Annotated in this window: 26 protein-coding genes; 14 read left to right on the plus strand and 12 right to left on the minus strand. The window is 50.3% G+C overall.

Annotated elements, in window-relative coordinates; translation table 11 throughout:
* Positions 1-616 precede the first annotated feature (616 nt).
* The gene (locus KOI40_RS16065; protein ID WP_216098561.1) at positions 617-1,699 is read left to right on the plus strand and encodes a YncE family protein; all 1,083 of its coding nucleotides are present in this window, start codon (positions 617-619) and stop codon (positions 1,697-1,699) included.
* Positions 1,700-1,857: 158 nt separating this feature from the next.
* Here KOI40_RS16065 and acuI read toward each other — a convergent pair whose 3' ends face one another.
* Positions 1,858-2,841 (minus strand): acrylyl-CoA reductase (NADPH), encoded by a 984-nt coding sequence (gene acuI, locus KOI40_RS16070; RefSeq protein ID WP_216098562.1) that lies wholly within the window; start codon positions 2,839-2,841, stop codon positions 1,858-1,860.
* 806 nt (positions 2,842-3,647) lie between these two features.
* Between acuI and KOI40_RS16075 the strand changes: the two genes are divergently transcribed.
* Positions 3,648-4,151 carry a 6-pyruvoyl trahydropterin synthase family protein gene (locus KOI40_RS16075; protein WP_216098563.1) on the plus strand — a complete coding sequence of 168 codons (504 nt, stop codon included), beginning with the start codon at positions 3,648-3,650 and terminating at the stop codon, positions 4,149-4,151.
* A gap of 3 nt (positions 4,152-4,154) precedes the next feature.
* Complete coding sequence (locus tag KOI40_RS16080) at positions 4,155-4,931, plus strand: queuosine precursor transporter (protein ID WP_216098564.1); 777 nt, start codon at positions 4,155-4,157, stop codon at positions 4,929-4,931.
* Between the two features lie 91 nt (positions 4,932-5,022).
* Here the strand turns inward: KOI40_RS16080 and KOI40_RS16085 are convergent, their stop codons facing one another.
* Both KOI40_RS16085 and KOI40_RS16090 read right to left on the minus strand, forming a co-directional pair.
* Positions 5,023-5,727, minus strand: coding sequence for an SDR family NAD(P)-dependent oxidoreductase (locus KOI40_RS16085; protein ID WP_216098565.1), 705 nt, complete (start codon positions 5,725-5,727; stop codon positions 5,023-5,025).
* A 106-nt stretch (positions 5,728-5,833) separates the two neighbouring features.
* On the minus strand, positions 5,834-6,811 hold the full coding sequence (locus KOI40_RS16090; protein ID WP_216098566.1) for a ParB/RepB/Spo0J family partition protein: 978 nt from the start codon (positions 6,809-6,811) through the stop codon (positions 5,834-5,836).
* 360 nt (positions 6,812-7,171) lie between these two features.
* On the opposite strand from KOI40_RS16090, the gene KOI40_RS16095 reads away from it, so the two are divergent.
* From KOI40_RS16095 to KOI40_RS16110, 4 genes are all read left to right on the plus strand, one after another.
* Positions 7,172-8,080: a ParA family protein gene (locus tag KOI40_RS16095; protein ID WP_216098567.1), complete on the plus strand. Its 909-nt coding sequence runs from the start codon at positions 7,172-7,174 to the stop codon at positions 8,078-8,080.
* A gap of 115 nt (positions 8,081-8,195) precedes the next feature.
* The gene (locus KOI40_RS16100) at positions 8,196-9,218 is read left to right on the plus strand and encodes a ParB/RepB/Spo0J family partition protein (RefSeq protein ID WP_216098568.1); all 1,023 of its coding nucleotides are present in this window, start codon (positions 8,196-8,198) and stop codon (positions 9,216-9,218) included.
* 2 nt (positions 9,219-9,220) lie between these two features.
* Positions 9,221-9,619, plus strand: a complete 399-nt coding sequence (locus tag KOI40_RS16105; protein WP_216098569.1) for a hypothetical protein — start codon at positions 9,221-9,223, stop codon at positions 9,617-9,619.
* A gap of 20 nt (positions 9,620-9,639) precedes the next feature.
* Entirely contained in the window at positions 9,640-10,596 is a 957-nt protein-coding gene (locus KOI40_RS16110; protein WP_216098570.1) for a replication initiator protein A, read from the plus strand.
* 884 nt (positions 10,597-11,480) lie between these two features.
* Here KOI40_RS16110 and KOI40_RS16115 read toward each other — a convergent pair.
* On the minus strand, positions 11,481-12,437 hold the full coding sequence (locus KOI40_RS16115) for a hydrogen peroxide-inducible genes activator (RefSeq protein WP_216098571.1): 957 nt from the start codon (positions 12,435-12,437) through the stop codon (positions 11,481-11,483).
* 131 nt (positions 12,438-12,568) lie between these two features.
* Here KOI40_RS16115 and KOI40_RS16120 point away from each other — a divergent pair, with 131 nt between their 5' ends.
* From KOI40_RS16120 to KOI40_RS16130, 3 genes are all read left to right on the plus strand, one after another.
* Entirely contained in the window at positions 12,569-13,228 is a 660-nt protein-coding gene (locus tag KOI40_RS16120) for a carbonic anhydrase (protein ID WP_216098572.1), read from the plus strand.
* 217 nt (positions 13,229-13,445) lie between these two features.
* Positions 13,446-15,080 (plus strand): SulP family inorganic anion transporter, encoded by a 1,635-nt coding sequence (locus KOI40_RS16125; protein ID WP_216098573.1) that lies wholly within the window; start codon positions 13,446-13,448, stop codon positions 15,078-15,080.
* Between the two features lie 201 nt (positions 15,081-15,281).
* Entirely contained in the window at positions 15,282-17,243 is a 1,962-nt protein-coding gene (locus tag KOI40_RS16130) for a DUF3604 domain-containing protein (RefSeq protein ID WP_216098574.1), read from the plus strand.
* Positions 17,244-17,299: 56 nt separating this feature from the next.
* On the opposite strand, the gene KOI40_RS16135 is transcribed toward KOI40_RS16130, so the two are convergent.
* Genes KOI40_RS16135 through KOI40_RS16160 form a run of 6 tightly spaced genes read right to left on the minus strand, consistent with a single transcriptional unit; the run spans position 17,300 to position 20,604 of the window.
* Positions 17,300-17,776, minus strand: coding sequence for a DoxX family protein (locus KOI40_RS16135; RefSeq protein ID WP_216098575.1), 477 nt, complete (start codon positions 17,774-17,776; stop codon positions 17,300-17,302).
* A 17-nt stretch (positions 17,777-17,793) separates the two neighbouring features.
* Positions 17,794-18,537 (minus strand): HvfC/BufC N-terminal domain-containing protein, encoded by a 744-nt coding sequence (locus KOI40_RS16140; RefSeq protein ID WP_216098576.1) that lies wholly within the window; start codon positions 18,535-18,537, stop codon positions 17,794-17,796.
* Between the two features lie 14 nt (positions 18,538-18,551).
* Positions 18,552-19,466 carry an MNIO family bufferin maturase gene (gene bufB, locus KOI40_RS16145; protein ID WP_216098577.1) on the minus strand — a complete coding sequence of 305 codons (915 nt, stop codon included), beginning with the start codon at positions 19,464-19,466 and terminating at the stop codon, positions 18,552-18,554.
* Between the two features lie 26 nt (positions 19,467-19,492).
* Complete coding sequence (locus KOI40_RS16150; protein ID WP_216098578.1) at positions 19,493-19,783, minus strand: BufA1 family periplasmic bufferin-type metallophore; 291 nt, start codon at positions 19,781-19,783, stop codon at positions 19,493-19,495.
* A gap of 11 nt (positions 19,784-19,794) precedes the next feature.
* On the minus strand, positions 19,795-20,124 hold the full coding sequence (locus tag KOI40_RS16155) for a thioredoxin family protein (protein ID WP_216098579.1): 330 nt from the start codon (positions 20,122-20,124) through the stop codon (positions 19,795-19,797).
* 3 nt (positions 20,125-20,127) lie between these two features.
* On the minus strand, positions 20,128-20,604 hold the full coding sequence (locus KOI40_RS16160; RefSeq protein WP_216098580.1) for a YHS domain-containing (seleno)protein: 477 nt from the start codon (positions 20,602-20,604) through the stop codon (positions 20,128-20,130).
* A gap of 146 nt (positions 20,605-20,750) precedes the next feature.
* Between KOI40_RS16160 and KOI40_RS16165 the strand changes: the two genes are divergently transcribed.
* On the plus strand, positions 20,751-21,581 hold the full coding sequence (locus tag KOI40_RS16165; RefSeq protein WP_216098581.1) for an AraC family transcriptional regulator: 831 nt from the start codon (positions 20,751-20,753) through the stop codon (positions 21,579-21,581).
* Positions 21,582-21,601: 20 nt separating this feature from the next.
* Here the strand turns inward: KOI40_RS16165 and KOI40_RS16170 are convergent, their stop codons facing one another.
* Positions 21,602-22,504 (minus strand): LysR family transcriptional regulator, encoded by a 903-nt coding sequence (locus tag KOI40_RS16170; protein WP_233710333.1) that lies wholly within the window; start codon positions 22,502-22,504, stop codon positions 21,602-21,604.
* A gap of 131 nt (positions 22,505-22,635) precedes the next feature.
* Here KOI40_RS16170 and KOI40_RS16175 point away from each other — a divergent pair, with 131 nt between their 5' ends.
* From KOI40_RS16175 to KOI40_RS16185, 3 genes are read left to right on the plus strand one after another with little or no spacing between them, the layout of a single operon-like run.
* The gene (locus KOI40_RS16175) at positions 22,636-23,184 is read left to right on the plus strand and encodes a carboxymuconolactone decarboxylase family protein (protein ID WP_216098582.1); all 549 of its coding nucleotides are present in this window, start codon (positions 22,636-22,638) and stop codon (positions 23,182-23,184) included.
* A 59-nt stretch (positions 23,185-23,243) separates the two neighbouring features.
* A complete protein-coding gene (locus KOI40_RS16180) occupies positions 23,244-23,708 on the plus strand; it encodes a nuclear transport factor 2 family protein (protein ID WP_216098583.1) in 465 nt (154 codons plus the stop codon).
* Between the two features lie 18 nt (positions 23,709-23,726).
* On the plus strand, positions 23,727-24,338 hold the full coding sequence (locus KOI40_RS16185; protein WP_216098584.1) for a pyridoxamine 5'-phosphate oxidase family protein: 612 nt from the start codon (positions 23,727-23,729) through the stop codon (positions 24,336-24,338).
* 67 nt (positions 24,339-24,405) lie between these two features.
* On the opposite strand, the gene KOI40_RS16190 is transcribed toward KOI40_RS16185, so the two are convergent.
* Positions 24,406-25,929 carry an NCS1 family nucleobase:cation symporter-1 gene (locus tag KOI40_RS16190; RefSeq protein ID WP_216098585.1) on the minus strand — a complete coding sequence of 508 codons (1,524 nt, stop codon included), beginning with the start codon at positions 25,927-25,929 and terminating at the stop codon, positions 24,406-24,408.
* Positions 25,930-25,950: the final 21 nt, after the last annotated feature.

Genomic DNA, 25,950 nt, shown 5'->3' on the forward strand with positions numbered 1-25,950 from the left:
TTTATATCCTGCTAAAACGCAGTTTACTGACACTGGAGATTCCCTAACAGATATATAGGGTATCCTATTATGTATTAGGTGCTTGTGTGTTTTATATAGATGACCAAGGCCCAGAAAATATAATTTTTTTTAACTTAAAAGGTCGGTCTCTTACCTTCTTTATCAGTACTCTTATTCACTCTGATCGATTTCATGAAACATAGGTTTTTCTGTCCCCTTTCTTACAAAATTTTTAGCTGTTGTTTCTTTAAGAGCTTCAACTCATGGTATCCTGCAAGGTCTACATCTCTCTAATACCTCGATCACAGGCCGTTATGATTGATGTCAGATGAAAATGCCGTAAACTTCTAGTCGAATAAAGAACGTGAGGCCATGGAAGGCCAGCAGTTTCTCAATACTCCTTCCGCTCGCGTCCAGGGCAATTCTATTTTATCTGTAATTTCAAATAAGCCTGACTCAAACTTTAGTTGCAGACAGAGAATTATTTCTCCAAAAAAATTGGATAAGCGGCTAACGAGTCTTAACGAAAAAACCAGACTCTGCATCGTGCTCCAGTGCTTTGGGGGGGTGATATAAGAGTCGGTGTACAGGAATAACTACAAAAACAGGAGTTAACATGAATAAATCTTTATTGCTGATTGTATTACTATCTATATCGTTACCAGTTTTTTCCACAAGTTTGTTTCAGGAAGACAGTATTCTTATTTCAAGCAACAATACACTGTACGAATATAATCAAAATGGTGAGAGAATAAATCAAATCCCAATTCCATTAAATGCTTCAAATGAAGTAGCTCGGGATATAACTGTCCTGGAAGATGGGAAACTGGCCGTTTTCAATGGCACCTTTTATCCTGAACTGTCAGTATTTAATGGGACACACTGGGAGAGCCTCAATGTTGATGGTTGGAGTACCCCAAATAACGTGTCTTATGGCGGTATTACCAGTATCGGGCCAGTCGTTTTTGTTACTGATGGATATACAGCATCCGGTGGAGAAGCCAAAGGGCTGATTGCCATAGATTTGGATGATGGGATCAGTGAACGCTTTATTAATGCCAGTGATTATATTGATATCACACTGGGTAGAGATAATTTGTTATATGCATTACGAAATACGTATGGTGACGTTGATGTTATTGATCCTGCTACGTTGGAAATTATCCGCAGTGTTGATCTAGGCCACACCTCTTCGTCTCGGGGTGTAACTGCTAACGCTGAAGGTATGATTTTCATGGTTAGCTGGAATGGTTATATTGGGCATTATGACGCAAGCGGAGTTCTGCTGAATACGTTGCCGATTGGCGGTAACCTTCATGATATCGATATAGACTCGAACGGAAAAATCGCAGTGGGCAGTCGTTTTGGTCAGGTATATTTGACGGATGAGACACTGTCAACTTTTACGGAAATACCCGTTACCGGCTCAAACACCTTTGTTTCTTTTGCCTCCACCAGTACCTCCCCGGAACCACCTGTTCTTACTGGCACACACAGTAAACAGGGTCGAGATGTTGTAACGATCTTAAGCTGGTCAACAGATGCACCTGGTGTTGATATCTATTTTAATGGCCAATTAATCGAGAGCATTTCAGGAGAGAACAGCGCGACCTATTCTTACTTCAAAAAAGTGTCGCAAACCTTTGTCGTTTGTAATACTGGTACTACCGACTGTTCCAGTGAATACATAGCAAACTAGTTCAAAATTATTCAATCAAAAAACTCTTTCGGTTTTCTTTACTCAGACATGCCGTACATAGGGCATATAAAAATAGAAAAGGAAGATTCAAATCCGGGAGCAACCCTCTGCCCCGGATTGAATTTTTTTCAAAAATCTCAATCAGAAAGAACTGAATTTTATTTGTTCACGTTGACGATCAGTCGTCCACGGATTTTGCCTTCCAGCAGATCAGAAGCTGCAGGGATGGCTTCAGCGAGGCTGATTTCGTCAGCGATGGTATCCAATTGACCAGGATCCAGATATTTGGCCAAACGCTTCCACGCCGCTTGCCGTAATTCGATTGGAGCCATAACACTGTCCACACCCAGCAGAGAAACACCGCGCAGAATGAATGGCATGACGGTTGCCGGGAAGTCAGGGCCTTGAGCCAGACCACACGCTGCCACCACACCGCCGTAACGGGTTTGAGCACAGGCATTCACAAGTGTGTAGCTGCCTACCGAATCAACAACACCAGCCCAGCGTTCTTTTTGCAGTGGCTTGCCTTTTTCAGACAGCTCAGAACGCAGGATAATATCGGTAGCCCCCAGACCTTTCAGGTAATCAGCTTCAGCCTCTTTACCCGTTGCAGCCACAACCGTGAAACCGGCTTTCGCCAGCAAGGCAACGGCAAAGCTGCCGACACCACCGGTTGCACCGGTCACCAGAACTTCACCCTGATCGGCTGTTACGCCGTGTGCGATCAACGTGTCTACACACAGGGCAGCGGTGTAACCGGCAGTTCCAATCGCCATAGCCTGACGGCTGGTAAAAGCTTCTGGTAGTTCAACCAGCCAATCACCGTTCAGACGGGCTTTTTGAGACAGACCGCCCCAATGAACTTCACCCACACCCCAACCGTTCAGCACAACTCGGTCACCGGGTTTCCAGTTTGGATGGCTGCTGTCAGATACAACCCCAGCCAGATCGATACCAGGCACCATTGGAAATTTACGTACGACCGGTGAACTGCCGGTAATTGCCAGGCCATCTTTGTAGTTCAGTGTTGAGTATTCAACATCAATGGTTACATTGCCTTCAGGCAGTTGCGATTCGTCGATCTGGGTAACGTCTACGGACTGCCCCGCTTCGTCTTTGTTGATGGAAATTGCAGAGAACATACACACCTTCTACAGTATTTTATAGATCGAATCTGAGTTAACCGGATTTACGTTAACCCTTCCAGCAGTTAACGCTGACAGGCGTCCAATGACACAAAACAACTGAGCTGTTTAACAGTCGATTTAAGCACAGACTTCCAGCAGATGCCAGCTACGCTGAGCAGTGTGGTGACTGGCCCTTGACTGAATCAGGCAACTCACCGGTACCTCACAATTGGCCGCAAGCCTTCATTATGCCGCGCAAACAGACCAACGAATCGCTGGCTAACCAATTGGCAATTCCGTCGGGCTCTGGCCAACAATGATGTGCAATGAAGCCCAAATTGAAAACCGAGCCAGACCCTAGCAGGAGCCGAATAGAAGAGACGTTTCACGAGTTTAGCGATTCGCAATCCATGCTTTGGTCACATCGGTAGTGCTATTTCGATGACGTCCTGACCCAGAATCTGGCGTTACCCGAGAATATCTCCATCTTTCGCAAGGGCTCAAAAAGTGACCAAAATCCCGTCACGAAGAACTTTATTGCTCCACAAGGTTGATTATCAAATAGCGTAAGTTTTCACTGGCGCGTCCCTTGTCCCCTTTCGACAGACAAAACCTTACTGGCTTACTGGAGGAACTGGGCCCATATAATGATAGACTTTGACTTTGGGGCAGTCTTTCAGGATTGTAAATCCAGAGCCCCCACCCTGCTGTGCCGCACCTTGTGATGTTAATTAAGATCCACAGGGTAAAAGGATGCGTAATACCACAACAGCAAATTTGACGTCACAGATGTATCGGACATAAAAAGGCGAGGAACCAACGTGGAAAAGCTGACCACCATCGATATCACCAAAGAGGCTCTGCACTTTTCTGCGGCTCATTTCACCATCTTCTCCGCCACCGAGCGCGAGCGCCTCCACGGTCACAACTTTTTCGTCTCGGCCGCCGTCACCGCCGTCGTGCAACCGGACGGTATGTGCTTTAACTACAGTCAGTTAAAAGATTCTCTGCGTGAGCTGTGTGTAAAACTGGATGAATACCTGTTGCTCGCCAAGGACTCTCCCTATCAGCAAATCAGTGACGATGGCGACAATTACAAAGTCAGATTCAACAATGAAGAAATGACGTTTTTGAAAGCCGACACCCTGCTCTTGCCCGTAACCAATATTACCATTGAAGAGCTGTCGCACTACCTGTTGCAAAAGCTGCTGGAAGATTCCCGTTACCACAACAACAAAGACATCAAGGAAATTACCCTGCGGGTTGCCTCGGGCCCTGGCCAGTGGGGCACAGCTCTATGGCGCAACGATCTGGTGAGTTCATAAATTATGGAGACCACGACAAGTTCCTCTGCGGCGCACACCGATACCTTTTGCACCGATGCCCAATTGTACGAACGGCGCGAGCGTGTCTTTCTGATTTTGGCGGGCGTATTCCTCAGTTCCATGACGCTTTTAAACGTTATAGGCATTACCCGTTTTGTGCAGCTCGGCCCCATGTCGCTGGCCATTGGCGTACTGCCCTACCCTATCACCTTTCTGTGTACCGATCTGGTCTGCGAGCTCTATGGAAAACGACGAGCCAATTTTCTGGTAACCGTTGGACTCGGCCTGAATATTTTTATCCTCGCCTGTCTGTACCTCGCCCAGGCCGTGCCGCCGGTGAGTCCAGATGCCATGCCCCCCTGGCAGGTTTTGAATCTGGCCGAGCCTGTGAGCATGCCCAACGGTGATACCGTCTCCGGCTCGGTCGAGCTGTTTGACTTTATCTACTCGCTGACCAGCGGTGCGATGTTTGCGTCAATGATGGCGTATATCGCGGCACAGTATTGCGATGTGCAACTGTTCCATTTCTGGAAACGACTGACCAACGGCAAGCACCTCTGGCTGCGCAACAACTTCAGCACCCTGATCAGTCAGGGGGTGGATTCATTTATGGTGATCAGCGTCACCTTCGGCGCAGTCTGGCTGGCGGGAGGCATCAGCACGCAGCAAATGCTTGTATTAATGGGCAGTAATTATCTGTTCAAGATGTGTTGCGCACTGGCCGACACGGGGCCGTTTTACTATCTGACGTTTAAACTGAAACGCTATCTACAGCTTTAATGCTGGCGCTACAGACAATCAATACGCAAGAAGCCCGGTATCAACCGGGCTTTTTAGTTTTCAAGCCGCTTTTCAGACAGTGGCTGGCCGGTTAGTTTTCCACCTGCCCCAGATTCGCATGCAACACCGCCCCGTTGATGACCGGATTGGTCGCGCAGAAATAGATGGTATCGGCAATTTCTTTGGGTTCGATCAAGCGGTTGTAAGTACACACGGTGGCAATGCTTTTCAGCACGTCGGCCGAACCGCCCACATGTTCACGTAACATGTCGGTGTCGGTGAAACCTGGACAGACACAGGCCGTGTGGATTTCACGGCCGACCAGATCCTGGCAAGTGGAACGCATCATTCCCACCACGGCGTGTTTTGCGGTCACATAAGAGGTGCAACCCGGCACTGCTTTTTCACTCAGCGTAGAACCTATATAAATGATGGAAGAACCTGGCAGCAGATACGGAGACAACAGTCGGTTGAGAATCGCTGGAGCCACCACATTCACCTCTAGCGAACGCCGCAACCCCTGCGGATCAATCTCCAGAGCGTGATCGTTCACATGCACGCCAGCATTGTGCACCAGTGCCAGCTGTTCGCATCCTTGCAGATGCTCTTCCAGCGGTTGCTTTACGGCCAGCTCCCAATCCGGTTGGGAAAAGTCCACAATCAGACTGATGCAATCTTCCATCGCCACCGGCTTGCGCGACAGATTAATGACCTGAAACCCCTCTTTCTGAAAACGCTCGATAGTGGCTCGGCCAATTCCGGTACGTCCGCCAGTGATGACTGCGATTTTCTTCATGCGACTCCCCTTCTGTCATGCTGTGTCTGCAGCGCTCACGATGGCCTGCTTTTAATGTTGAGCGAGGTTATACCGCCCGGCTTCAATCGGATCAACCATTGAGAGTTTAGAAATCATCTTCCGGCGGAAACAGTTTAGCCAGAATTGCGTCCAGCTCATCGAAAGAATCGTAATCCAGAACCACCTTCGCCCTGCGGCGGAATAACTCTTCCGGAATCTGCTGGGCAATATGTGCAGCACCCGCCTCGTTGAAAGGCGAAAATACCAGCTGCCCATGACCGCCCTGCCCTTCCACAATTTCTACTGGATAGCCCATGGCTTCGGAAACCATCTGCTCGTATCGCCGGGTATCGTTACTTTTCGGTGCCACCGCCGCTTTGGCGGTGCTCACCACCCCCGCAGCGTCTGCTTTTGGCTCCTCTTCCTGTTGTGTGCCTTCATGCAAGGTACCGCGGCCGTGAATTCTCGCCATCATTTGCTGGTTCGACAGAGGCTTCACCCCAAACTCCTTCGCCAGCTCTATCTGCTTCCTGGCCGGCAATGACAGCAACTCACGAGCGATGGTGTAGGTAATTTTCCCCAGCTGAGCTGCTTCCAGCACTTCCGGTTCCAGCCTTAACAGGCGACGGGCATTGGCAATGGCTGAACGACTACTGTCAGTGTAGTTCGCCAGCTGTTGATCGCTGAGCCCAAAGGTTTGTCTCAGTCCTTCAATGGCTCTCGCCCGAAAGCCCACATCAGTCTCAGGATAGGCATGCCCCGGATGCAGCATCAGGCGGGCAATCTCTTCCGTGGTAAAATGTTCCCGTTCGGCCACCCGCACCGGTATGGTCAAATTAGGGTTACGGCGTTGCAGATAGGACAACTGATACGCACCGAGGAAAATCTGGGCCAATCCATCGCGGGCAATCCCCCAAAACGGAGCGATCCCCTCATCCGAATGCAGCAGCTGCTCTTCAATCAACGACGCGGTTGCCTGAGAAAATTCCAGCTCTGGATAAAAAGGCGCGCACTCACATTCAGCAAGAGCGACACCGACCACCTTGAATGATGGTAACTTATTGATTTTATTGACTTTAGGCATATTCTTTAAACGCTTTCCCTACCGCAATACCCGCTTATACTACCTCACCCGGCACATCCAAGGAACAAAAAGGAACATCTAGTTAAACAATCGATATGATGTTCAACAGGTCATTCACGCTCACCGAAATTCCCTCGCGGAACTGTGAAGGTATTGATCGGGCTGCCAGTCAGCTGACAAGTCATAAACGCTAAATTCCAGGGGACTTTAATGCCCCGACGAACCATGACTGTGATCGATGGCCAGAGTCACGGCTACAGAGGGCCGACAACCTTGCACCCGCTAATAATACCTGTATATTAACAGCCGTATACCTTTTACCCATTGATTTCTGTTTAATCTCCTGCAGAGAGAATCCGTATGTTCGAATATTCGGGAAAAATTTTGGCGGTGTTGAACCAGAAGGGCGGCGTGGGTAAAACCACCGTTGCCAGTGTTATCGCAGAATACGCAGCCATTTACGAGAAAAAGGATGTTCTGGTAGTTGACCTGGACATGCAGTGTAACTCCTCCGATTACTGGGTGGGAATGGAAACGGCTCCGCAAGCCACCGGTGGTCAGTTACCGCCACCGCATCCGGATTACGATGGCGACACCGATCTGGAAGAACGTTCCAGCATTGCCGACATTTTCTTCGGCAAAGCGGTTCTGCCACACAACACCTTTATCAACAAGGACAATGGGTTTGATGCTGACGTTGATATCATGGTGGGGCATCCAGCCTTGCTTGAACGCATCAACAGTGAATTCGATAACGCCAGCGGCAAAATCGCTACAGAAATCATCAACAGGCTAGGGGACTTTCTGCATATGCAGGAAGTCGTCGATACCTACGATCTGATCATTCTGGATACTGGCCCCAGCCGGAACCCGATTTTCCGGGCTGCAGTCCGGGCTGCCACACACGCCATTATCCCGTTTGAGCCGGAAGAAAAGAGCCTGCAGGGTATCAACGCCATGTTGCAGGTCATTCAGTCTGAAAACTTCTCCCGTGACGATGACGATCAGCTGGTACTTACCGGCCTTTGTCCCAACAAGGTACGCGCCAACACCAATATCCACCGTGGCACCTTGTCCATGTTACAAGAAGAGTTGGGGAACATTATGTTTCCGGAAGAGATCTTCCTGCCTCAATCCACAGCATTCCCCGAGCGCGACCTGAAAGGCATCACCCCACGGAGTATTTTCCAGATCAGCGCCAGTCATGCAGCCAAACAGAAAAGCATCGAAGTAGGGCGCCACACCCTGTCAAAAGTCTATGCCGGGTAGGGTATGCAGGTGTCTCCTTTAAGCAGTGTCTCCTCAGGAGACACCTGAAAATCAGCAAACAGCCCCATGACAAGCCAGTGTCTCCCAAGGAGACACCCAGAGAAAGGAAAGCATCATGGCCAAGAAATTTGGCGGTAAACGCGCCGGAACCGGCAGTATCATCAGCGAAGGCAGTACCGACAATGCCGAAAAGTGGGCAGGTGCAGCAAAAGCTCAGGTAGAAACTGCCCAGAAGGTAAAAGGGGTTCTGACCAAAACCATTCCCCTGGATTACATCAATACCGACCCGGACAACCCCAGAAAGCTGGCAGTATCCCAGCAACAGGTCAAAGAACTGTCCATCAAGTTCCCAATGAATCTGGAAGCGTTATCTTCGGAAGACCCCAGCGACTGGCTGGAAGATTACACCGACCTCCTGGCACAAGAGAGTGGTCTTAGCGGGAAAGCCCTGGGCGACGCCTTGTCGATTGTGCAATTCGCCGCAGGACTGAAAAGCCCGGAGCGCATGATCAACCCCATTACGGTTTGGCAGGACGAAAGCCAGTTCCACCTGATTGCCGGTGAACGTCGGTTCCTCGCGCACATCATGTTAGGGGCCAAACACATTGCCGCTCGAATTCAGCAGAGCAACATTGCCCGTACCGAAATTGACACCTTGCAGTGGGAAGAAAACGTCCACCGCGAAAACATGAGCCTGTGGGAAAAGCTCGATCGGGTGCGCAAATTACTCGAAGCCGGAGAGGGCATACAGAAAACCTCCGTCACCAAACTGAGCAAGATCATCGGCCGCAGCCGTGCCGAAGCTCAACGCTATCTGTCTGTACTGCGATACCCCAACAAGATATTGGTGGAAGCGATTGAAAAAGAAAAGATCACCGACCTGAAACGCGCCGCACAATTGGCACAACTGCCACTGGACCAGCTGCTACCGATTTTGCAGGGTGACAAGAAAGCCGTTCAGGAGACCAAGCCCTCAATCAAATTGGCGCGTCACGCCAATACCCGCGGGCTGGCCAAAGTCATTCAGGCGGCGGCAGTTCATCTGGATGCGCAGGAAATTCTGGACGATTTTGATCTGAATAAACAATCTCAACTGGCGGCCGCACTGGAAGCCCTTGGTAACAAGGCAGAACTCTGATCATGGCGAAATTTACCCCCCCACAAAAGAACAAGGGTCCCATTCGGACCACCTTGAGAATCCCTACCGGAATGCTCAATAAAATGGATCAGGTCATGCTGACGGAGGGCTACAACAAGAAACAGCGCTCTCTCTGGATTGGAGAGGCCATTGAGAATCTGATCGAACGCGGAGACTTCCCCGGTCTGGTGGCCGAAGAGTTCATTGTTCCCGGCTCCACCAAATCCATTCCCATTGCCCTGAGTGAAGATATTGTCCGCAGCATCAATGACAGTCTGAACCGCATTGAGGAAGAAGAAGACACACGTAAAGACCGCAGTGCACTGATCCGCACAGCCATCATCCAACGCATTATGTCTCAGCAGGGGATGCAGCTGTCTCCTCAGGAGACAGGGTCCTGAGCCGTCTGGAGAGAACTCGTATGACCACGCAAACAACAACATCTGCGCAAGCCGCGACTCAAGAACTCCTGTCTCTGGAAGAGCAGGAAACACAACCCGTCGTGTCCCAAACGACCGTCTTGCCAGCAACCGATCAGCTCGACCTGTTTGTTGCTGACATTATTGATGTGGCCCCCAAAAGTGACATCAGCTCCATGGAATACCCCATCTTTGCCATCAGCTCCAAACCGGATCGGGAAAAATTCCGCTATGAGAACGAACAAACCGGCAACTGGCTGGAAGTCATTCCCTCGGCCGATGGCAGGGCCACCATCCATGACAAGGACTTGCTGATCTACTCCTTCGGACAAATTGCTGAAGCGGCGAACAGAGGTCGCCCCACCAGTCGGCGGGTTAAGATCACGGCTTTCGACTATCTGATGACCACCAAGCGTGGCACTGATGGCAAATCCTATAAAGCCATCGGTGATACCCTCGCACGCCTTCGCGGAACAGTTTTCAGAACCAACATCAACGAATCACCCGGTAGCCGCAAGTCTAAAGGGGAAGTCTTTGGTCTGATCGACTATGGCGCTGCAGTCACGGATAAAAATGGCCGCCTGGAATATTTTGAAGTGGTGATTTCCGAGCAGCTGTACAACGCCGTCGCCAACAATCAGATCCTGACCTACAACCGGGAATACTTCGGCCTTCGCTCACCCTACGATCGTCGCCTGTACGAGATCTGTCGCAAGCACTGTGGCAATCAACCCATGTGGGATATCGGCTTGGAGAAGCTCTGGCGCAAGTTTGGAGTGAAATCTCCCCTGCGTGAATTTCGCCGTAAAATTAAGGACGTGATTAAGAAGCAGAGTGTTCCTGACTACTTTCTGCAACATGAAACCGCTAAAGTCAGTGGTTCGATTGAAAAACTGATTGTCATGAAGGATTTTGACGGCAGCCTAAGAGCTTCGGTTCGGGAAGTTTCCCCCTCCTAGTCCTAAGCGCTCAGGCTTCAGGTCTGAAACCCGCCAATTCGATCTCACCGGGATAACAACAAAGCTGATGTTTTATCCCGGATGTTCAAAATCCCACAGCTCAAAACCACAATAAAGCCTGTGTATTTGTGATCAAATCCCAATTCCTGCCCATTAAATCGCCTAAAACCGTGTGTAAAGACACTCTCATTCATCCAAACGTCAAAAAGTTGCTTAAAACGGTGCCAAAAGACGCTTTTTTAAAGCGCATTTACAGAAAAGCCTCGGGGATTTGACCACACCATTAACTTTGCTTCGGGGGTTTAACCACAAAAGGGTAGAGAGGTATCCCATTGAGAGATCAAATAACAACCAGATATTGAGCTGAACAGAGAAAGGCTACCGTATGCTTTTAAACACACCCCGTATGCTTTTGGAAAAGTCGGAGTTCGAGGTTTTAACCACACTCACGAGGAAAGCTTTCCGGTTCGCTCTGTGGATAAAGAGACCAAAAACAGTGCATATCTCTGTGGAAAGGCACGAGGTTTTGAACACGATATTAGCGGGGTTTTAACCACACCCAATACGGGAATTGGACCACAGATGTTCGGGTGATTGAACACGGTATATCGTGCTTTTAATCACACAGAATCGGGATACTGACCACAAAAAATGGCGCTAAGGCACGGTATCAAAGGGCTTCAAAATCCTTAACTTACTAACTTATCTTAACTTTCTATAACTAAACATCATTAACGTATAGATTAACTTTTTACCTACAAATAGCTGATGGGTATCTCAGGTTAAACTGGATGACTGGTATGGAACAATCCGGCCTGATGAATTGGGTTCTCCATAGGCCTATGAGAGATATCCGTTTGTAATATTCTGTTTTTGGCTACAGTTCAATCGATGACTGCTACCACAGACCCCAGTCGTTTGCGTATAATTTGTTTCAAATGCTCGGCCAATTCCCGGTAGTGTTGCCGGCTTGGTGCGGTAGCGCGCCAAACCAAAGCGTGTCCACGAGTGATCGGTTCCTCACGGATCTCGGCAACACTTAATGCTTCCGGGTTGTGCAGTTCCGAATGCACATAGAGACCGGGTAAAAACGCAACGCCGAGTCCCATCACCACCATCTGACGCAAGGTGTCGAGGCTGGTGCCTTCGTAATCCCGTTGGATATCAGCACCGAAACGCAGGCAAATCTCCAGCACTTCGTGGTGAAAGTGATGATGCTCTTCCAGCGTGAGGACGCGTTCCCCATGCAGGTCTTCCGGTGCAACCCGCTGCTGGTCTGCCAGAGGGTGATCGGCAGGTACCACGAATTTGAGCGGCTCATTGAACAACGGCTCGACAGCCAATTCCATGGATGACTGAGGCAAAGGCAATATGGCGAGGTCGTATTCACCCTCGTGCAGACCGCGTTGCAGAGTGCGGGGAGGGGCTTCCCGCACATAGAGTTTCAGTTGTTGAAACTGGCGGTGTAAATCCGGCAGTACATTGGGCAGCAAGTAGGGGCCCAGAGTTGGGGGGACCCCGAGTTTGTAGGTGATCTGATGGCCACCGGCAAGAACCGCAGTCCTCTCGAGAAAGCCTTGCATACCCAGCAGGACATCGCGGGCATGCACCAGCAATTCCCGTCCTTCAGGAGACAGTCGGGTACCGCTGCGGGATCGTTCAAACAGCGGGATTTGGAGCGATTCCTCCAGCGCGGCTATCTGTGTGGTCAAGGCGGGTTGGCTGACCCCCAGCTCTTCCGCAGCCTTGCGAAAATGGTTGGCTTCAGCCACTGCGACAAAATATTGCAGTTGTCTGAGAGTGGGAATCCTGGTGATCGAAAGGTTACCGGTTTTGAGCATGGTATGCGTTCCTGGGGTATTATCTGATAACTACAGGTTATCTCGAAGTTGTATTTTAACTTATTAAGCTATCAATAAATAATCCGTTAATCGAAGTTTGCAGTTTTGTTACAGTTTTAGGAGGTATGGTTATGGATCATGTTATTTCAGGCGTGGCCCGGTTTCAGAACGAAGTGTATCCAGAGAAGCGTGAAACCTTTGCCAAGCTGGCAAACGGTCAGAACCCCGAGGTGTTGTTTATCACCTGTGCGGATTCTCGTATTGACCCTAACCTGGTGACCCAGACCGAGCCTGGTGAGCTGTTTATCTGCCGTAACGCGGGCAACATTGTGCCTCCGCACAGCAACGAAACCGGTGGCATGACCGCGTCCATCGAATTTGCGGTGGCGGCACTGGGAATCACTGATATTGTGGTTTGTGGCCACACGGACTGCGGCGCCATGAAGGGGGCGATTGCCCCTGAACAGCTCGACAACCTGCCGCACGTTAAAGAGTGGCTCGGCCACTGCCGTTCAGCGACCGAAGTGGTTCGTCACCGTCATGGTGATCTGTGTAAAGACCACCTGGAAGAAGTGACCTGCGAGAACGTACTGCAACAAATCCAGCATTTGCGCACTCACCCGGCGGTTGCCGTTGGGCTGGCGAGTGGCAATCTCACCATTCACGGCTGGGTTTACAACATCGCATCCGGTGAAGTGCTCTATCACAATGACAAATCCGGCGAATTTGAACCTATGGATGAAGCCTATCGCCAGCGTCTGTTGCGTCAGGCACAAGCCAAAGAGTCCTGATTCACATTCGGATAACCGTATATCGGTCCCCCTCAGACAGTGATTACTGATCCGCTTCAGTAATCACTGCTCTAAACTCTCAAATTAGCCAACTGTTTTTGGTCACGGTCGCCTGTGCGAGTGTGAGGGGAGCCCTTGTGCCTGTGAAAACTGCTGAGGCAGGGTTTCAGGCCATGATTTTTTCAATGAACGCAAACAAGTGTAAGAGGTACGACACATGAAACTGGATTTCTCGACCCTCAGAGGGGATATCACCGGTGGTATTACCGCCGGTGTAGTGGCCCTGCCATTAGCCTTGGCGCTGGGTGTCGCCTCGGGTCTGGGGCCGATTGCCGGTATTTATGGCGCCATTGCCGTGGGCTTTTTTGCCGCTCTTTTTGGGGGAACTGCGCCGCAGATTTCCGGGCCTACCGGTCCGATGGTGGTGGTTCTCGCTGGGTTGTTCGCCAGTTTGTCTGGTGACGCCAGTTTGATTTTTACCGCTGTTATGTTGGCCGGTGTGCTGCAAGTGGTCTTCGGTCTGATGGGGGTTGGGCAATACATTCGGCTGGTGCCTTACCCGGTGATTTCCGGCTTTATGACCGGCATCGGTGCGATCATCATTATTCTGCAATTGAGCCCACTGCTGGGACATGATTCGCCCAGCGGTACAATCAATGCGTTGCAGTTTTTGCCCACTGCGGTAACCGATATTCACTGGGCCAACCTGGTATTGGGATTGGGAACCCTGGCGATGGTTTACAGCTGGCCCGGCAAGCTTGCCAAGTATTTGCCGGCACCACTGGCAGCGTTGATCGTCGGTACCCTGTTGGCCTATTTTGCTTTGGATGTGCCAATCCTCGGTGAGATTCCCACCGGTCTGCCGGAATTGAATCTGCCGGTATTTGGTGGCGACAAGATGTATCTGGTGATTGAGGCCGCGATCATCCTGGCCGTGCTGGGGTCATTGGACAGTCTGTTGACCTCTCTGGTTGCCGACAACATGACCCGTGATCGCCACAACAGTAACCGTGAGCTGATCGGACAGGGGGTCGGTAATACCTTCGCCGGTTTAATTGGTGGTATTGCAGGTGCCGGTGCGACGATGCGTACCGTTGTGAACATTCGTTCCGGTGGGCGCAGTCGCCTGTCAGGCATGATTCACGCGTTGGTACTGCTGGCGGTGGTGCTGGGGCTGGGGTCTCTGGCGAGCTACATTCCCCACGCTGTGTTGGCGGGTATTCTGGTGAAAGTCGGTCTGGATATTATTGACTGGAGCTACCTCAAGCGTGCTCACCGTGGTCCACGCTGGGATTTATTGCTCATGGCTTTGGTGTTGATGTTGACGGTCTTTGTGGATCTGATCACCGCCGTTGGCGCCGGGGTGGTACTGGCTGCGCTGGCCTATGTTCGTCAGGTGGCGCAGTTGCAATTGGCCTCCCTGCAGCACCTGCCCGAGCATCTGGATTCCGAAGAGGAGCGTGCGATTCTGGATCAATATCGTGATCAGATTGCCCTGTTTGAATTCAGTGGCCCATTGAGTTTCGGGGCCGCAGCGGATCTCGGACACCACGTGCGCATTCGCACGGAGAAGAGTTCCGAAATTCTGATTCTGGATTTTAATGCAGTTCCGAGTCTCGATGTGTCAGCCATGCTGGCCGTGGAAACCATTGCCACCGATGCCCGTGCGGGTGGAAAACAGCTTTATCTGGCGGGTATGAGTGACTCGGTTTACGATTCTCTCAAGGAACTCAGTGGCAGTCTGCCTGCCAATGCAGTGTTCGCAAATCGGGCTGAAGCTCTGCACGCTGCGGCCAAGAACTTGTCGAGAACGCCGCAGGGCGAGCTGAGTTTTCGCCAGAGTCCCACCTAGTCTTCGGTAATTGTCATGGGGCCATACAGATCCTGTTGTCTGTATGGCCCTTTTGCGTTTTATGGGGCGTAACAAGTCTCAAAATGCAGCCGACGTCTTTGGGCTGAGGCATCATCATTGGCTTGTTGCACGGATTGGGGATTACTGCTGTACTTCAGGGGATCGGCTTGCCTGAAAATACCTTAGCAGAGGATAAACACAATGACGTTGAAAAAAACTCTGGTGATTTCAGCCGTCGGAGCCGTATTCAGTTTGCTGGCGGCCTGTGATTCCAACAATGAGTCCGCAGAATCTGAGCCGGTGAGCGTTGAAACTGGCGTAACGGAGAGTCCGGTTGCCCCTGAAGTGACAGCTGAAGCCACAACAGCCCAAGTCATAGAGCGAGACCCGAACAAGAATGCCTATTTTGGTGAACTCCATCTGCATACCGCCTATTCACTGGACGCCTATATTTTTGGCACCACCATGAACGATCCTTTTACGGCCTACCGTTTTGCCAAGGGCGAAGAAGTGATGCTGCCAATCGGCGTGAAAAAGCGGATCATTAAACCCCTGGATTTTGCTGCGGTTACGGACCATTCCGAAGCACTGGGTGAATATGAAATTTGTACCAGCCCTGAGCTGGAAGGCTATAACTCACCCACTTGTCAGGGAATTCGCAAGAATGACATGCAGCCATTCAAGGAGATTTTTGCCGGCATGGCAGAAACACCGGCGGTGCGGCGCAAAGACATTTGCGGTGAAGATGGGCAGGCCTGTCTGGATGCCATGCCGGCTCCCTGGCAGCGGGTTCAGGATGCCGCCAATCAAAACTATGAACCTGGCAAGTTTACCTCATTTGTCGCTTACGAATTTTCCGCCAATGCTCCGGAGGGTGTAGGCGGCATGATGCATCGCAATGTGATTTTCAAAAATGCCACTGTGCCAGATACGGTATTTTCTGCTTTTGAAGGAACCGGTGAAGACTTGCATCGGTGGCTTGAAAATCACTGTACAGGAGAGTGTGATGTGTTGACCATTCCGCACAATCCCAACTTTTACTGGGGACGACTTTACTGGGGCAAAAATTCCGATGGCACCGAATTCACTCAGGATGTCGTAGACCGCCGGGAACGATTGGATCGTCTGGTCGAAGTTATGCAAATCAAAGGCAACTCCGAATGTCAGACCGGGATAATGTCCACCGATGAAGAGTGCAATTTTGAAACGGTGTTTGAAGCCTGTAATGAAGGTGAAAATGCGGGCTGCAGTAACGAATATGCATTTGTCCGTAATGGTTTGAAATTTGGTCTGGTTGAGCAGGAAAAGTGGGGGACGAACCCCTTCAAGCAGGGCTTTGCGGGCGCTACGGATAACCATAACGGAACACCCAGCGATACCACTGAGAGCGACTTCGAGGGGCACTACGCGTCTAACGATGGCGAGCCGGAAATTCGGCTTGGCCTAAAGCCAAACCCGACGGCTGAAGCCATGGGCATGAGCGGTGACGATGACCCCACCCGACTCTATAATCCTGGAGCCATTACTGGCGTCTGGGCTGAGAGTAATACCCGTGAAGATATCTGGGATGCACTTCACAGACGCGAAACCTTTGCCACCAGTGGCACTCGGACAAAAGTCCGCATGTTTGCCGGGTTTGATTTCGCCGCCAATACTCATGAGCAATCCAACTGGGTCGCACAAGGTTATCAACAGGGTGTGCCTCAAGGCGGAGCCCTGTCAGCAGCGCCCCAGGATAAATCGCCTTCTCTGATGATTTGGGCCATGCAAGATCCCGACAGTGCGCCACTGCAAAAAGTACAGGTTATTAAAGGCTGGAAAACCGCAGACGATGAGTTAAAGGAAGCGGTTTACGATGTGGCCTGCTCCGATGGACTGACGCCTGATCCGGAAACTAATCGTTGTCCTGACAATGGCGCAACCGTGAATCTGGATGATTGTTCGATCAGTGCTGACAGGGGTGCTACCGAACTCGCCACGACCTGGACAGACCCGCAATTCGATGCGTCTGAGTCTGCGTTTTATTACGTTCGGGTGCTGGAAAACCCTGTGTGTCGCTGGAGTATGTATGACGCCAAGCGTGCAAATGTGGAACACCCTGCCGACTTGCCAAAGACGGTTAAAGAGCGAGCCTGGAGCTCTCCGGTCTGGTATACCCCTTAATTGATGTGCCCCTTAAACCGCTTGCTGTTTGAGGGGCGCACACGAGTAAATAGCGTTTAGTTGGCCGGGTACTGAAAGCTATTCTTAAGGCGGAATCGTTTAAGAATATTGTCCAAAGATAACGCGCCACTGCCGTATATGGCCAGGTGAGCGAGCAGCAAGCCCCAGATTATATGCAGATACAGTGCGGCAGGAGCTATTTCTGCCAGGCTGATAACCGCTACAACATTGACGACGCTCAAAGCCAATGCCGAAAAGCGAGTCGTTAAGCCGATGGCAAGCAGTAGTGGAAACAGGATTTCTCCAAACGTCCCCAGATAGGCCGCAGCTTCATAGGGCAGTAAAGGAACCTGATACTCCTCTTCGAAGAGAAACAGTGTGGTATCCCAGTCTCTCAGTTTGACCCATCCTGCGCTGAAAAAAACCTTGGCAAGATATAACCGCGATAACAGTGCAACCAGATGATGCAGTTTACTCAAATAGAAACTGGACACATGGTATGGCTGGTAACATTTACGTAGCAAGTTTTTCATAGTCGTCTCCGGTGTGATTAGTGAATTTCCAATAACCAGTTGTGTTCGATGGCTCTGGGAAGCCAGTGGACAAAATCAAAGTTGGGGTGTGTATCGATCAGTGCATCAATGCTAAGACCTTGTGTTACATTCGATAGCCAGTGGTATTCCTCTTGATCGATGAGCTGGTGTTGCGGACGCCGGTTCTGTTGATAAATCACCAGATAACAACTCTGCATCCTGAATCGTTCTTGAGATAAATAGGATTTTGGGTCTGCAATCTCTGGACGATGAGCTTCCCATAATCTGTCTACAGGCCATTCGCTGTGAAAAACATTCAGACCATCTGAAAGAACGAACTTCGTATCTGACAGGGTCTTGCGGGACAGTTTCTCGAGTGTCTTTTGGTTAAAGCGAGTCGATTTGGCTTTGTCCGCCTGATGGCGCATCCACTCCATATTGGCAACGTCTGTCAAATAGATATGCTCAGCATGAAGTTCACTGTCTGCCAAAATCTCGGGCAGACCTTCGCCCCAGTCTGCCCAATCACCTGTAGAAGGCTGTTCTTTTTTCAGTAGACGTTCTGCCAGCAGAAGCATATTTTCAGACCCAATCATCCGGGCAATTACCGGATAGGTCAGTGACAGCGATCGGGCGGCGGTTAATCGAAAATTGTTTCTGTAAATGTTCAGACCCGTTTGTGACGACGACAGACTGTCTTGTTGATAGATTCTCGACAAGAAGCTCTGCTGTTGTATCAAGGTCTCTGATGCATTTAACATGATAAAATCCCGTTTCAATGACTATGTTGATGAATTAACTGACGGGCTTTTTGGGCCTCAGCGGTGAGTACTTGCCAATCAGGAAGATTGTTGTCCCATTCAATCAGGGTGGTTTGTGGACCAAATCGCTCTAATGCGTAGCGATACAGCGACCAGCATTCCTCGTTAATCGGTTGACTGTGGTCATCTACAATAAAGTTTCCGTTAGCCGGTAAGCGGTATCCCGCCAGATGAATTTCGCCAACAGAAGTCTCCGGGATTTCCTGCAACCATTGTTGTGCGGCTGCGAGTGGTGTCACGTCCCCGTCTTGAGAAGGAAAGTTATGGGCGTTAACCAAAAGGTTGTTTAAATCCAGCAGCAGGCCACAATCAGTTTGTGAAACCAACTCACTGAGAAACTCGGTTTCTGTCATCGAGTTCTGATCAAATTGAACGTAGGACGCAAGGTTTTCGACCAGAATCCGTTGTCCGATTTCGTCTTGAACGTGTTTTACATTGTTGATCAGATACTTGAGGGCATCGTCAGTAAACGGCAGTGGAAGAAGGTCACCGGCGTGAATCATCCGGTTGTTAAGACGACTCCAGGCAAAGCTGGCGTGATCCGAAATCAGGAATGGTTTGACGTCATGCACCAGATGTTTCAGTTTTTCCAGGTAACCTTGGTCAATGCCAATGGCAGAGCCCAATCCCATGGCTGTGCCATGAAGACTGATGGGATACAACTCTGCTATAGCCTCAAGCATTGACCGTGTGATGCCTCCCTGGGCAAAGAAGTTCTCACTGTGCAGTTCGACAAAGTCAACGGCAGAGGTCTCGCACAACGCATCCCGATAATGCTGGTGCCTCAAACCCACACCGACAGGCTTGGTAATGGCTTCAGGTGTCGATTCAGGGCGGCTGCAGAAATCAGTCGATGCTGTGCGAGACATAGCGGTTCTCCGTTAAAATCTGAGTGTTAGCTTTTTTTTGATTGCTGATCGGCATAGCGTTTTTTGGCTTCGGCTTTTAGCATGCCGCCAATGTCTACACAGGTGCCTTTGGCGACCAGCTTCCATTCGCCTGGGTCATTATCGACCGTGGATTGTCCGGCGCAGGAATGAGTGCCCGCCAAATTGCCACAGTCGTTTTGTCCCGCAGCAGAAATTCCGTAACACTTTTCTTTTCCTCCAGCCTGAACCGGTGCGATAACCGAGGAAGCCAGTACAAGAGCAATGGCTGCCGAAGCAAGGTGTTGTTTATGATTCATGTTTACATCCTCTACAGAGTGTCATTACTGGTGTATTGATTAATCCATTCGCTTAATTGCCTGGTGGTTCGAACGCCAGTCAGACTGTTCAATACACCGTCTTTATTCAGAAGGGCCAGTGTAGGAACAGCTCGTACTCTGAACTCCTGGGCCACGCCTTGAAAATTATCCACATCAATTTTCAATAGCTTGACTTGTCCCTGGTAGTGCTTTGCTATTGCATTGATGGTCGGTATAAATTGCTGGCAGGGCCCACACCAGTCTGCGGTAAACCACAGCATCAACAGGGGTTCCTGATAAAGGTGGCCCTTTGATGAGAATTTCAGAGCACGATCTGTCATGTCTTAGTCCTCTGCGTTGGTTTCTTCGATGGACAATTCCTCAATGCCATCCCAAACGCGATATGCGGTTTTCAGATGGCCGGGTACGTCTGACAGCCATTTCTTTTGCACCGCCTTGTTCAAATTCAGATAGAGTTTGTCGTCATCGATGTAGAAGGCCGCGGGATCAACATCCAGCTTCTTGTTCAGAGCGACACCCATGGCGCAATATCCACCAAATTGAGGGGCATACTTGTCGCTGTTACTTTTGAACAGGTCGCGATTTTCAGCCGTGGAGAAGCGATAAATGGCTCCTTCATGAGTGGCTGTAAATTGTGGTGAGCCCTGAACCGGCTTACTTTGGGTAAAGTAGGCAACGGGATCGTAGCCGTGAATGGCGACGTCATTGGCTCCGGTATTTACCGCTGAGGCAAATCCCAGGTTGCTGAGAAGCAGGGCGCCGGCAGTTGCGGCATATTTCAAGGTTTTAGAAAGTTGCATAATAAAGTCCTGTATCGGTATATTGATTTGCTAATCAGAGTGTCGGGCATGTCCGATCTCCTTGAGTGCTAGATTACGGATATCGCCGGTTGGGAAATTGGCCGTATGTCCATAAAAATCGGCAGATCGTCCGATTAGAGGGTTTTATGACGTCACTTGATGGCTTGATACAGGAGCTGGAGCTTCAGGCTGAAGTATTTTTCAGTGGAGGTTTGTGCGGTCTGCAGACGTTTACAGAAAGTGAAGCGGCAGGGCACCTTCATCTGTTGCGTTCCGGAACCATGACCCTGTACACGGATCAGGGACACAAGATTCGTATGGATGAGCCAACCGTGTTATTTATTCCCAGTGGGGCTCGTCATCGAATTCAGGTAGATGATGCTCAGGAAGCCGAACTGGTTTGTGCGACAGTTACCTTTCCTGTCAGGCATAAGACTCTGTTAACCGATGTGTTGCCAAAATTCATCAGTGTCGAAACCCGTGAAAATCAGGAACTGTTTGACACCGCCCAGTGGATTTTTCGTGAAGCGTTTGCAGAGGGTCAGGGCAAACAGGTGATCATTAACCGCCTGTGTGATGTTTTTATGATCTATCTTCTGCGCCATGTGGTTGATCAGGGAACGGTCAACCTTGCCTTACTGACGGCTTGTTCCCATGCCGCCCTGGCTCCTTTGATGATCAAGCTGCAAGAGAGTCCGGAACAGGAGTGGAGTGTGAACAGCATGGCGGAAGCGGTGGCAATGTCCCGTTCCAAGTTTGCCTTGTTGTTCAAGGAAACTGTAGGACGGGCGCCCATGGATTACCTGACGGACTTGCGGTTGGCCAAAGCTCAGGGACTATTAAAAAAACAGCGTCCCGTTGCCCTTGTGGCCAACACGGTAGGTTACGAAGACGCATCGTCTTTAAGCCGGGCCTTCAAAAAACGATTTGGTTTGACTCCCAGACAATGGCTCAACAAGCATCTTAATAAGCAATAAACCAACCCCAGTGGTTGACGTTAATGGTTGATGTACGGATTGGCTCTCAATCGGGACACCGCTAAATCGATAAACGATCTGACCTTTGCATTCGCCTGTCGCCCTTCGAGGTGAAGAATGTTTACCGGCAAGGGATCCGTTTCGTAGTTTGTCAGTATGCGGGTTAATGAACCCTGATCAAACTCCTCACCGACTTGATAAGACATTAGACGAGTGATCCCAAGACCCTGTTTGGCAGCAGCGATTGCAGTACCGTTGTGATTGCAGTGCAAGCGGGGGGAAACTTTAACGGATTCCTTTCCGGATGAAGATCCAAACCGCCAGGTGGTCGAGGGTTCTGCAGAGGAAGCATGAATTATCTCATGGGTTAGCAGATCCGAAGGCGTTGTCGGCATTCCGCGGGCTTTCAGATAATCCGGTGACGCACACACAACCCTTTGAACGTATCCCACAGGGCTGGCATAAAAGTTTGAGTCCTTGAGGTGGCCAATACGGATGGCGATGTCCAGACCTTCTTCGAGCAGATTACTCACCCGATCATAGAAGATGGCCTTCACCGTCACCGAGGGGTTTTGCTGTAAATACTCAGTGACGATGGGAGCTATGTGTTTCTGTCCAAACAGTACGGGGGCAGTTACGGTTAAGGTTCCCTTGGGCTCAGTGTAACTGCCGGAGACTGTTGCTTCGGCCTGCTCGACATCTTCCAGTATGCGCCTGGCGTCCTCAAAGAAGCGGGCACCGGAATCCGTAAGACGAACCTGCCGAGTGGTTCTGTTGAACAGCCGGACACCGAGTGTCTGTTCGAGATGGGCTATTGATCGAGTCACAGCCGGAGCAGAAAGATCCAGCCTGCGGCTGGCGGCGACAAAGCTCCGACATTCCGCGACTTCGACAAACACCCGCATTGCTTCAAATTTGTCCATCAGAGACCACGCTGGGTTACACGTTAATAATTGCAAATAATGTAATAGACAATTGCATTTTGGTCTAATTATTTACTATTTGAGTAATTGTATGCTGGTTTCTCCATTAAGACAGCTCAAAGGAGCCAACCATGTCACGTATACCTACTCCGGCATCTGTTTCCGCTGCGCCGGCAGCATCCCGGGAATTGCTAGAAGCGGTGAATTCTCAATTGGGAAGTGTCCCGAATCTGTTTCGTATTGTCGCCAACAGCCCGCAGACCCTTGAAGGCTTTCTTGGCCTGCATGGTGCATTGGGAAATGGAACTCTGGATGCCCAGACCCGTGAGCGAATTGCATTGGCTGTTGCTGAAATCAACGGTTGTCACTACTGCCTGGCAGCCCACCAGTACCTGGGTGCCAATGTGGCAAAACTGAGTTCCGATGAAATTAATGCCAATCGTCGCGGTACATCCGGTGATCCAAAAGCCGCGGTTGCTGTTGAGTTCGCTGCCAAGATCACCCGTGTTCGCGGGAAACTGTCTGATCGTGATGTAGACGTTGTTCGGGAGGCCGGTTACAGCGATGCCCAGATTGTAGAAATCGTGGGGCTGGTCGCGCTGAATACGCTCACCAACTACATGAATGAAGTTCTGGGAACTGAGATCGACTTTCCGGCCGCAGCCAGTCTTGCGGCTTAAATTAACCCAAGGGTGGCTGTAGCGTCACCCTTAAGATTTCTCAATTGGAGAACATTGCCATGTCCCGACCACCGTTACCCCCTTTTGATGAACAAACCGCCATACAGAAAATTCGTCTCGCAGAGGATGGCTGGAATAGCCGTGATCCAGAAAAAGTCGCGTTGGCCTATACCGAGGACTGTCCGTGGCGCAATCGAGCCGAGTTTATTCGCGGTCGAGAAGAGATTGTTCAGTTACTGACCCGCAAGTGGACTCGCGAACTGGACTATCGATTAATCAAAGAGTTGTGGGCTTTCACCGATAACCGGATTGCGGTTCGGTTTGCCTATGAGTTTCACGATGATTCGGGCCAATGGTTTCGCGCTTACGGCAATGAAAACTGGGAGTTCGAAGCCGATGGTTTAATGCGTCGCCGCATCGCCAGTATCAACGAACATGCAATAGCGGCCGAAGACCGGTTGTTCCACTGGCCACTCGGGCGACGTCCTGACGACCACGCGGGTTTGAGTGAGCTGGGATTGTAGATATTGAGGTAGGCCAAAGTGTACCCAAGTGATATTGCCTTTACCGACAGAGTAAAGGCCATTCAATCCCGTAAGGGATCTCGAGACTTATATGCGGCGATGGAACAAAAGGGCGGTTGGCAAACAGACATCACTCCCGAACTGGAAGTTTACCTAACTAACCAGAGGAGCTTTTATCTGGCAACCTCCAACCGTCATGGTCAGCCTTATATTCAGCACCGTGGTGGGCCACCAGGTTTTTTGCATATTATTGACAGGCATACCTTGGCCTTCGCAGATTTTAAAGGTAACCGACAATACATCAGTCAGGGAAACCTTTCGGAAAACCCCCGGGCCTTTATTTTTATAATGGATTATTTGCATAAAACCCGAATCAAAATCTGGGGAAGTGCCAGGGTCATTGAAGACCAGCCTGAACGATTGGCCAACCTGATGCCGCCTCGTGATCAATATCGGGCTCTGCCAGAGCAGATTATTGAATTTACGGTTAAGGCCTGGGATCGCAATTGTCCGCAGCACATTCCTTTAAGAGTGGATGCTGAAGACGTGGAGCAGCTTTTGAAAGAGAAGCAGACAAGAATCGAAGATCTGGAAAAACAGCTGTGCCAGTTGAAAAAGGATCGCCCATAAAAAAGCCCTTCAGCCAGACAGCGAAGGGCTTTGTTTGAGGTCATCAAGGGCGCTGAAGCAGCCCCTGTTAACCCTGACCGCGAACCGCTACTGGTATGGTTCCATTGGCCTTCGCGCTAGTTGACAGAAACATCAGCAAACCGTAAATAACCCCACCCAACAGTGCTCCGACAAACCAGGCATAGTTGTAGAGTTTGATCAATAACGCAGGTGCCGATTCGATAATACCACCGGCAACCAGAAAGCCCGGAATATTGGGCAGTACCGCTAACGCAAAAGCCACCAGTGCTTTTAAATTCCAGCCATGAGTGTATTCATATGCTCCCCCACGCTGATATAGCGCCTGAAGTTGTAATCGACATTTGCGTACAAAAAAGTAATCGGCAATCAATATTCCTGCGATAGGACCCAGCAGTGACGAATATCCCACCAGCCAGACAAACAGATAAGAACCTGCAGACTCCATCAATTTCCAGGGCATAATGGCAATCCCCAGTGCTGCTGTGAGAAATCCACCGGTGCGAAATGAAATCTTCTTGGGAGCCAGATTGGAAAACCCGTTGGCTGGCGCGACGACATTGGCCGCAAGATTGGTCGTAATGGTCGCAATGATCAGCAGCACCAGACCAAACAGCGCAGTAAACCCGCCCATACGGCCGGCGATGTCCACAGGATCCCAGATGGGTTCACCATAAATAACTACGGTAGCAGAGGTAACGGATACACTGACAAAACCCAGCAGCGCCATGGGTAATGGCAGTCCGGTAGCCTGCCCAATAATCTGATCCTTTTGGCTTTTGGAGAATCGCGTAAAGTCAGGGATATTCAGGGAAAGGGTTGCCCAGAAGCCGACCATCGCGGTTAGGCCCGGCCAGAAAACAGACCAGAACTGACCTTCCTTCTCACCTCCTTCAACAAATGCAGAAGGTTGACTGAAGGTGCCACTGAGACCATCGGTATTGATATAGGCCCATACAAACAAAGCAACTCCAATAAACAACAGCAGAGGGGCGGCAAAAGTTTCCAACCACTTGATGGATTCCATACCTCTGGCGATAAAAAAGACCTGTAACCCCCAGAAGCTGAGAAAACACAACAGTTGTGCCAAATCGATACCAATCAAAGGCATGGGTTGTCCGATAAAGGCGTTGCCAAACAGACCGTTCAGGATCTGGTAAATGGCAAAGCCACCGACCCAGGTCTGGATGCCAAACCATCCGCAAGCGACCAGACTGCGCAACAGTCCGGGCAGGCGAGCTCCCACTGTGCCAAATGATGAACGGAGCAGCACAGGAAATGGAATGCCGTATTTCGCACCGGCATGGCCGATAAGAATCATCGGTATCAGAACCACCAGATTACCCAGTAATACGGTAATAATGGCTTGCAGAGGCGACATGCCCTCGTGCATGAGTCCGGAAGCCAGCAGATATGCCGGTACCGAAATCACCATTCCCACCCACAAGGAAAAAATGTGTAACCAGCCCCAGGTGCGCTTACTGGATAGTGCCGGCTCCAAATCGTCATTCCAGAGTGTGTTATCCAGCGGCTGGTTATGATCCAGAGTCGAAAAATCATCGGTGTTTTTCATGGCAAGATACCTGTTACAACG

This window comes from Pseudomaricurvus albidus, from assembly GCF_018863235.1.
In the GTDB taxonomy this organism is placed as follows: domain Bacteria; phylum Pseudomonadota; class Gammaproteobacteria; order Pseudomonadales; family Cellvibrionaceae; genus Pseudomaricurvus; species Pseudomaricurvus albidus.

Bases quoted from the DNA above. Each gene is read 5' to 3' on its own strand.
- KOI40_RS16085 (WP_216098565.1), bottom strand. From the start codon at position 5,727: ATGAAGAAAATCGCAGTCATCACTGGCGGACGTACCGGAATTGGCCGA.
- KOI40_RS16080 (WP_216098564.1), top strand. From the start codon at position 4,155: ATGGAGACCACGACAAGTTCCTCTGCGGCGCACACCGATACCTTTTGC.
- KOI40_RS16155 (WP_216098579.1), bottom strand. From the start codon at position 20,124: ATGACAGATCGTGCTCTGAAATTCTCATCAAAGGGCCACCTTTATCAG.
- KOI40_RS16105 (WP_216098569.1), top strand. From the start codon at position 9,221: ATGGCGAAATTTACCCCCCCACAAAAGAACAAGGGTCCCATTCGGACC.
- KOI40_RS16135 (WP_216098575.1), bottom strand. From the start codon at position 17,776: ATGAAAAACTTGCTACGTAAATGTTACCAGCCATACCATGTGTCCAGT.
- KOI40_RS16190 (WP_216098585.1), bottom strand. From the start codon at position 25,929: ATGAAAAACACCGATGATTTTTCGACTCTGGATCATAACCAGCCGCTG.
- KOI40_RS16140 (WP_216098576.1), bottom strand. From the start codon at position 18,537: ATGTTAAATGCATCAGAGACCTTGATACAACAGCAGAGCTTCTTGTCG.
- KOI40_RS16170 (WP_233710333.1), bottom strand. From the start codon at position 22,504: ATGGACAAATTTGAAGCAATGCGGGTGTTTGTCGAAGTCGCGGAATGT.
- KOI40_RS16150 (WP_216098578.1), bottom strand. From the start codon at position 19,783: ATGAATCATAAACAACACCTTGCTTCGGCAGCCATTGCTCTTGTACTG.
- KOI40_RS16110 (WP_216098570.1), top strand. From the start codon at position 9,640: ATGACCACGCAAACAACAACATCTGCGCAAGCCGCGACTCAAGAACTC.
- KOI40_RS16100 (WP_216098568.1), top strand. From the start codon at position 8,196: ATGGCCAAGAAATTTGGCGGTAAACGCGCCGGAACCGGCAGTATCATC.
- KOI40_RS16160 (WP_216098580.1), bottom strand. From the start codon at position 20,604: ATGCAACTTTCTAAAACCTTGAAATATGCCGCAACTGCCGGCGCCCTG.
- acuI (WP_216098562.1), bottom strand. From the start codon at position 2,841: ATGTTCTCTGCAATTTCCATCAACAAAGACGAAGCGGGGCAGTCCGTA.
- KOI40_RS16130 (WP_216098574.1), top strand. From the start codon at position 15,282: ATGACGTTGAAAAAAACTCTGGTGATTTCAGCCGTCGGAGCCGTATTC.
- KOI40_RS16065 (WP_216098561.1), top strand. From the start codon at position 617: ATGAATAAATCTTTATTGCTGATTGTATTACTATCTATATCGTTACCA.
- KOI40_RS16180 (WP_216098583.1), top strand. From the start codon at position 23,244: ATGTCCCGACCACCGTTACCCCCTTTTGATGAACAAACCGCCATACAG.
- KOI40_RS16095 (WP_216098567.1), top strand. From the start codon at position 7,172: ATGTTCGAATATTCGGGAAAAATTTTGGCGGTGTTGAACCAGAAGGGC.
- KOI40_RS16125 (WP_216098573.1), top strand. From the start codon at position 13,446: ATGAAACTGGATTTCTCGACCCTCAGAGGGGATATCACCGGTGGTATT.
- KOI40_RS16090 (WP_216098566.1), bottom strand. From the start codon at position 6,811: ATGCCTAAAGTCAATAAAATCAATAAGTTACCATCATTCAAGGTGGTC.
- KOI40_RS16175 (WP_216098582.1), top strand. From the start codon at position 22,636: ATGTCACGTATACCTACTCCGGCATCTGTTTCCGCTGCGCCGGCAGCA.
- bufB (WP_216098577.1), bottom strand. From the start codon at position 19,466: ATGTCTCGCACAGCATCGACTGATTTCTGCAGCCGCCCTGAATCGACA.
- KOI40_RS16120 (WP_216098572.1), top strand. From the start codon at position 12,569: ATGGATCATGTTATTTCAGGCGTGGCCCGGTTTCAGAACGAAGTGTAT.
- KOI40_RS16115 (WP_216098571.1), bottom strand. From the start codon at position 12,437: ATGCTCAAAACCGGTAACCTTTCGATCACCAGGATTCCCACTCTCAGA.
- KOI40_RS16165 (WP_216098581.1), top strand. From the start codon at position 20,751: ATGACGTCACTTGATGGCTTGATACAGGAGCTGGAGCTTCAGGCTGAA.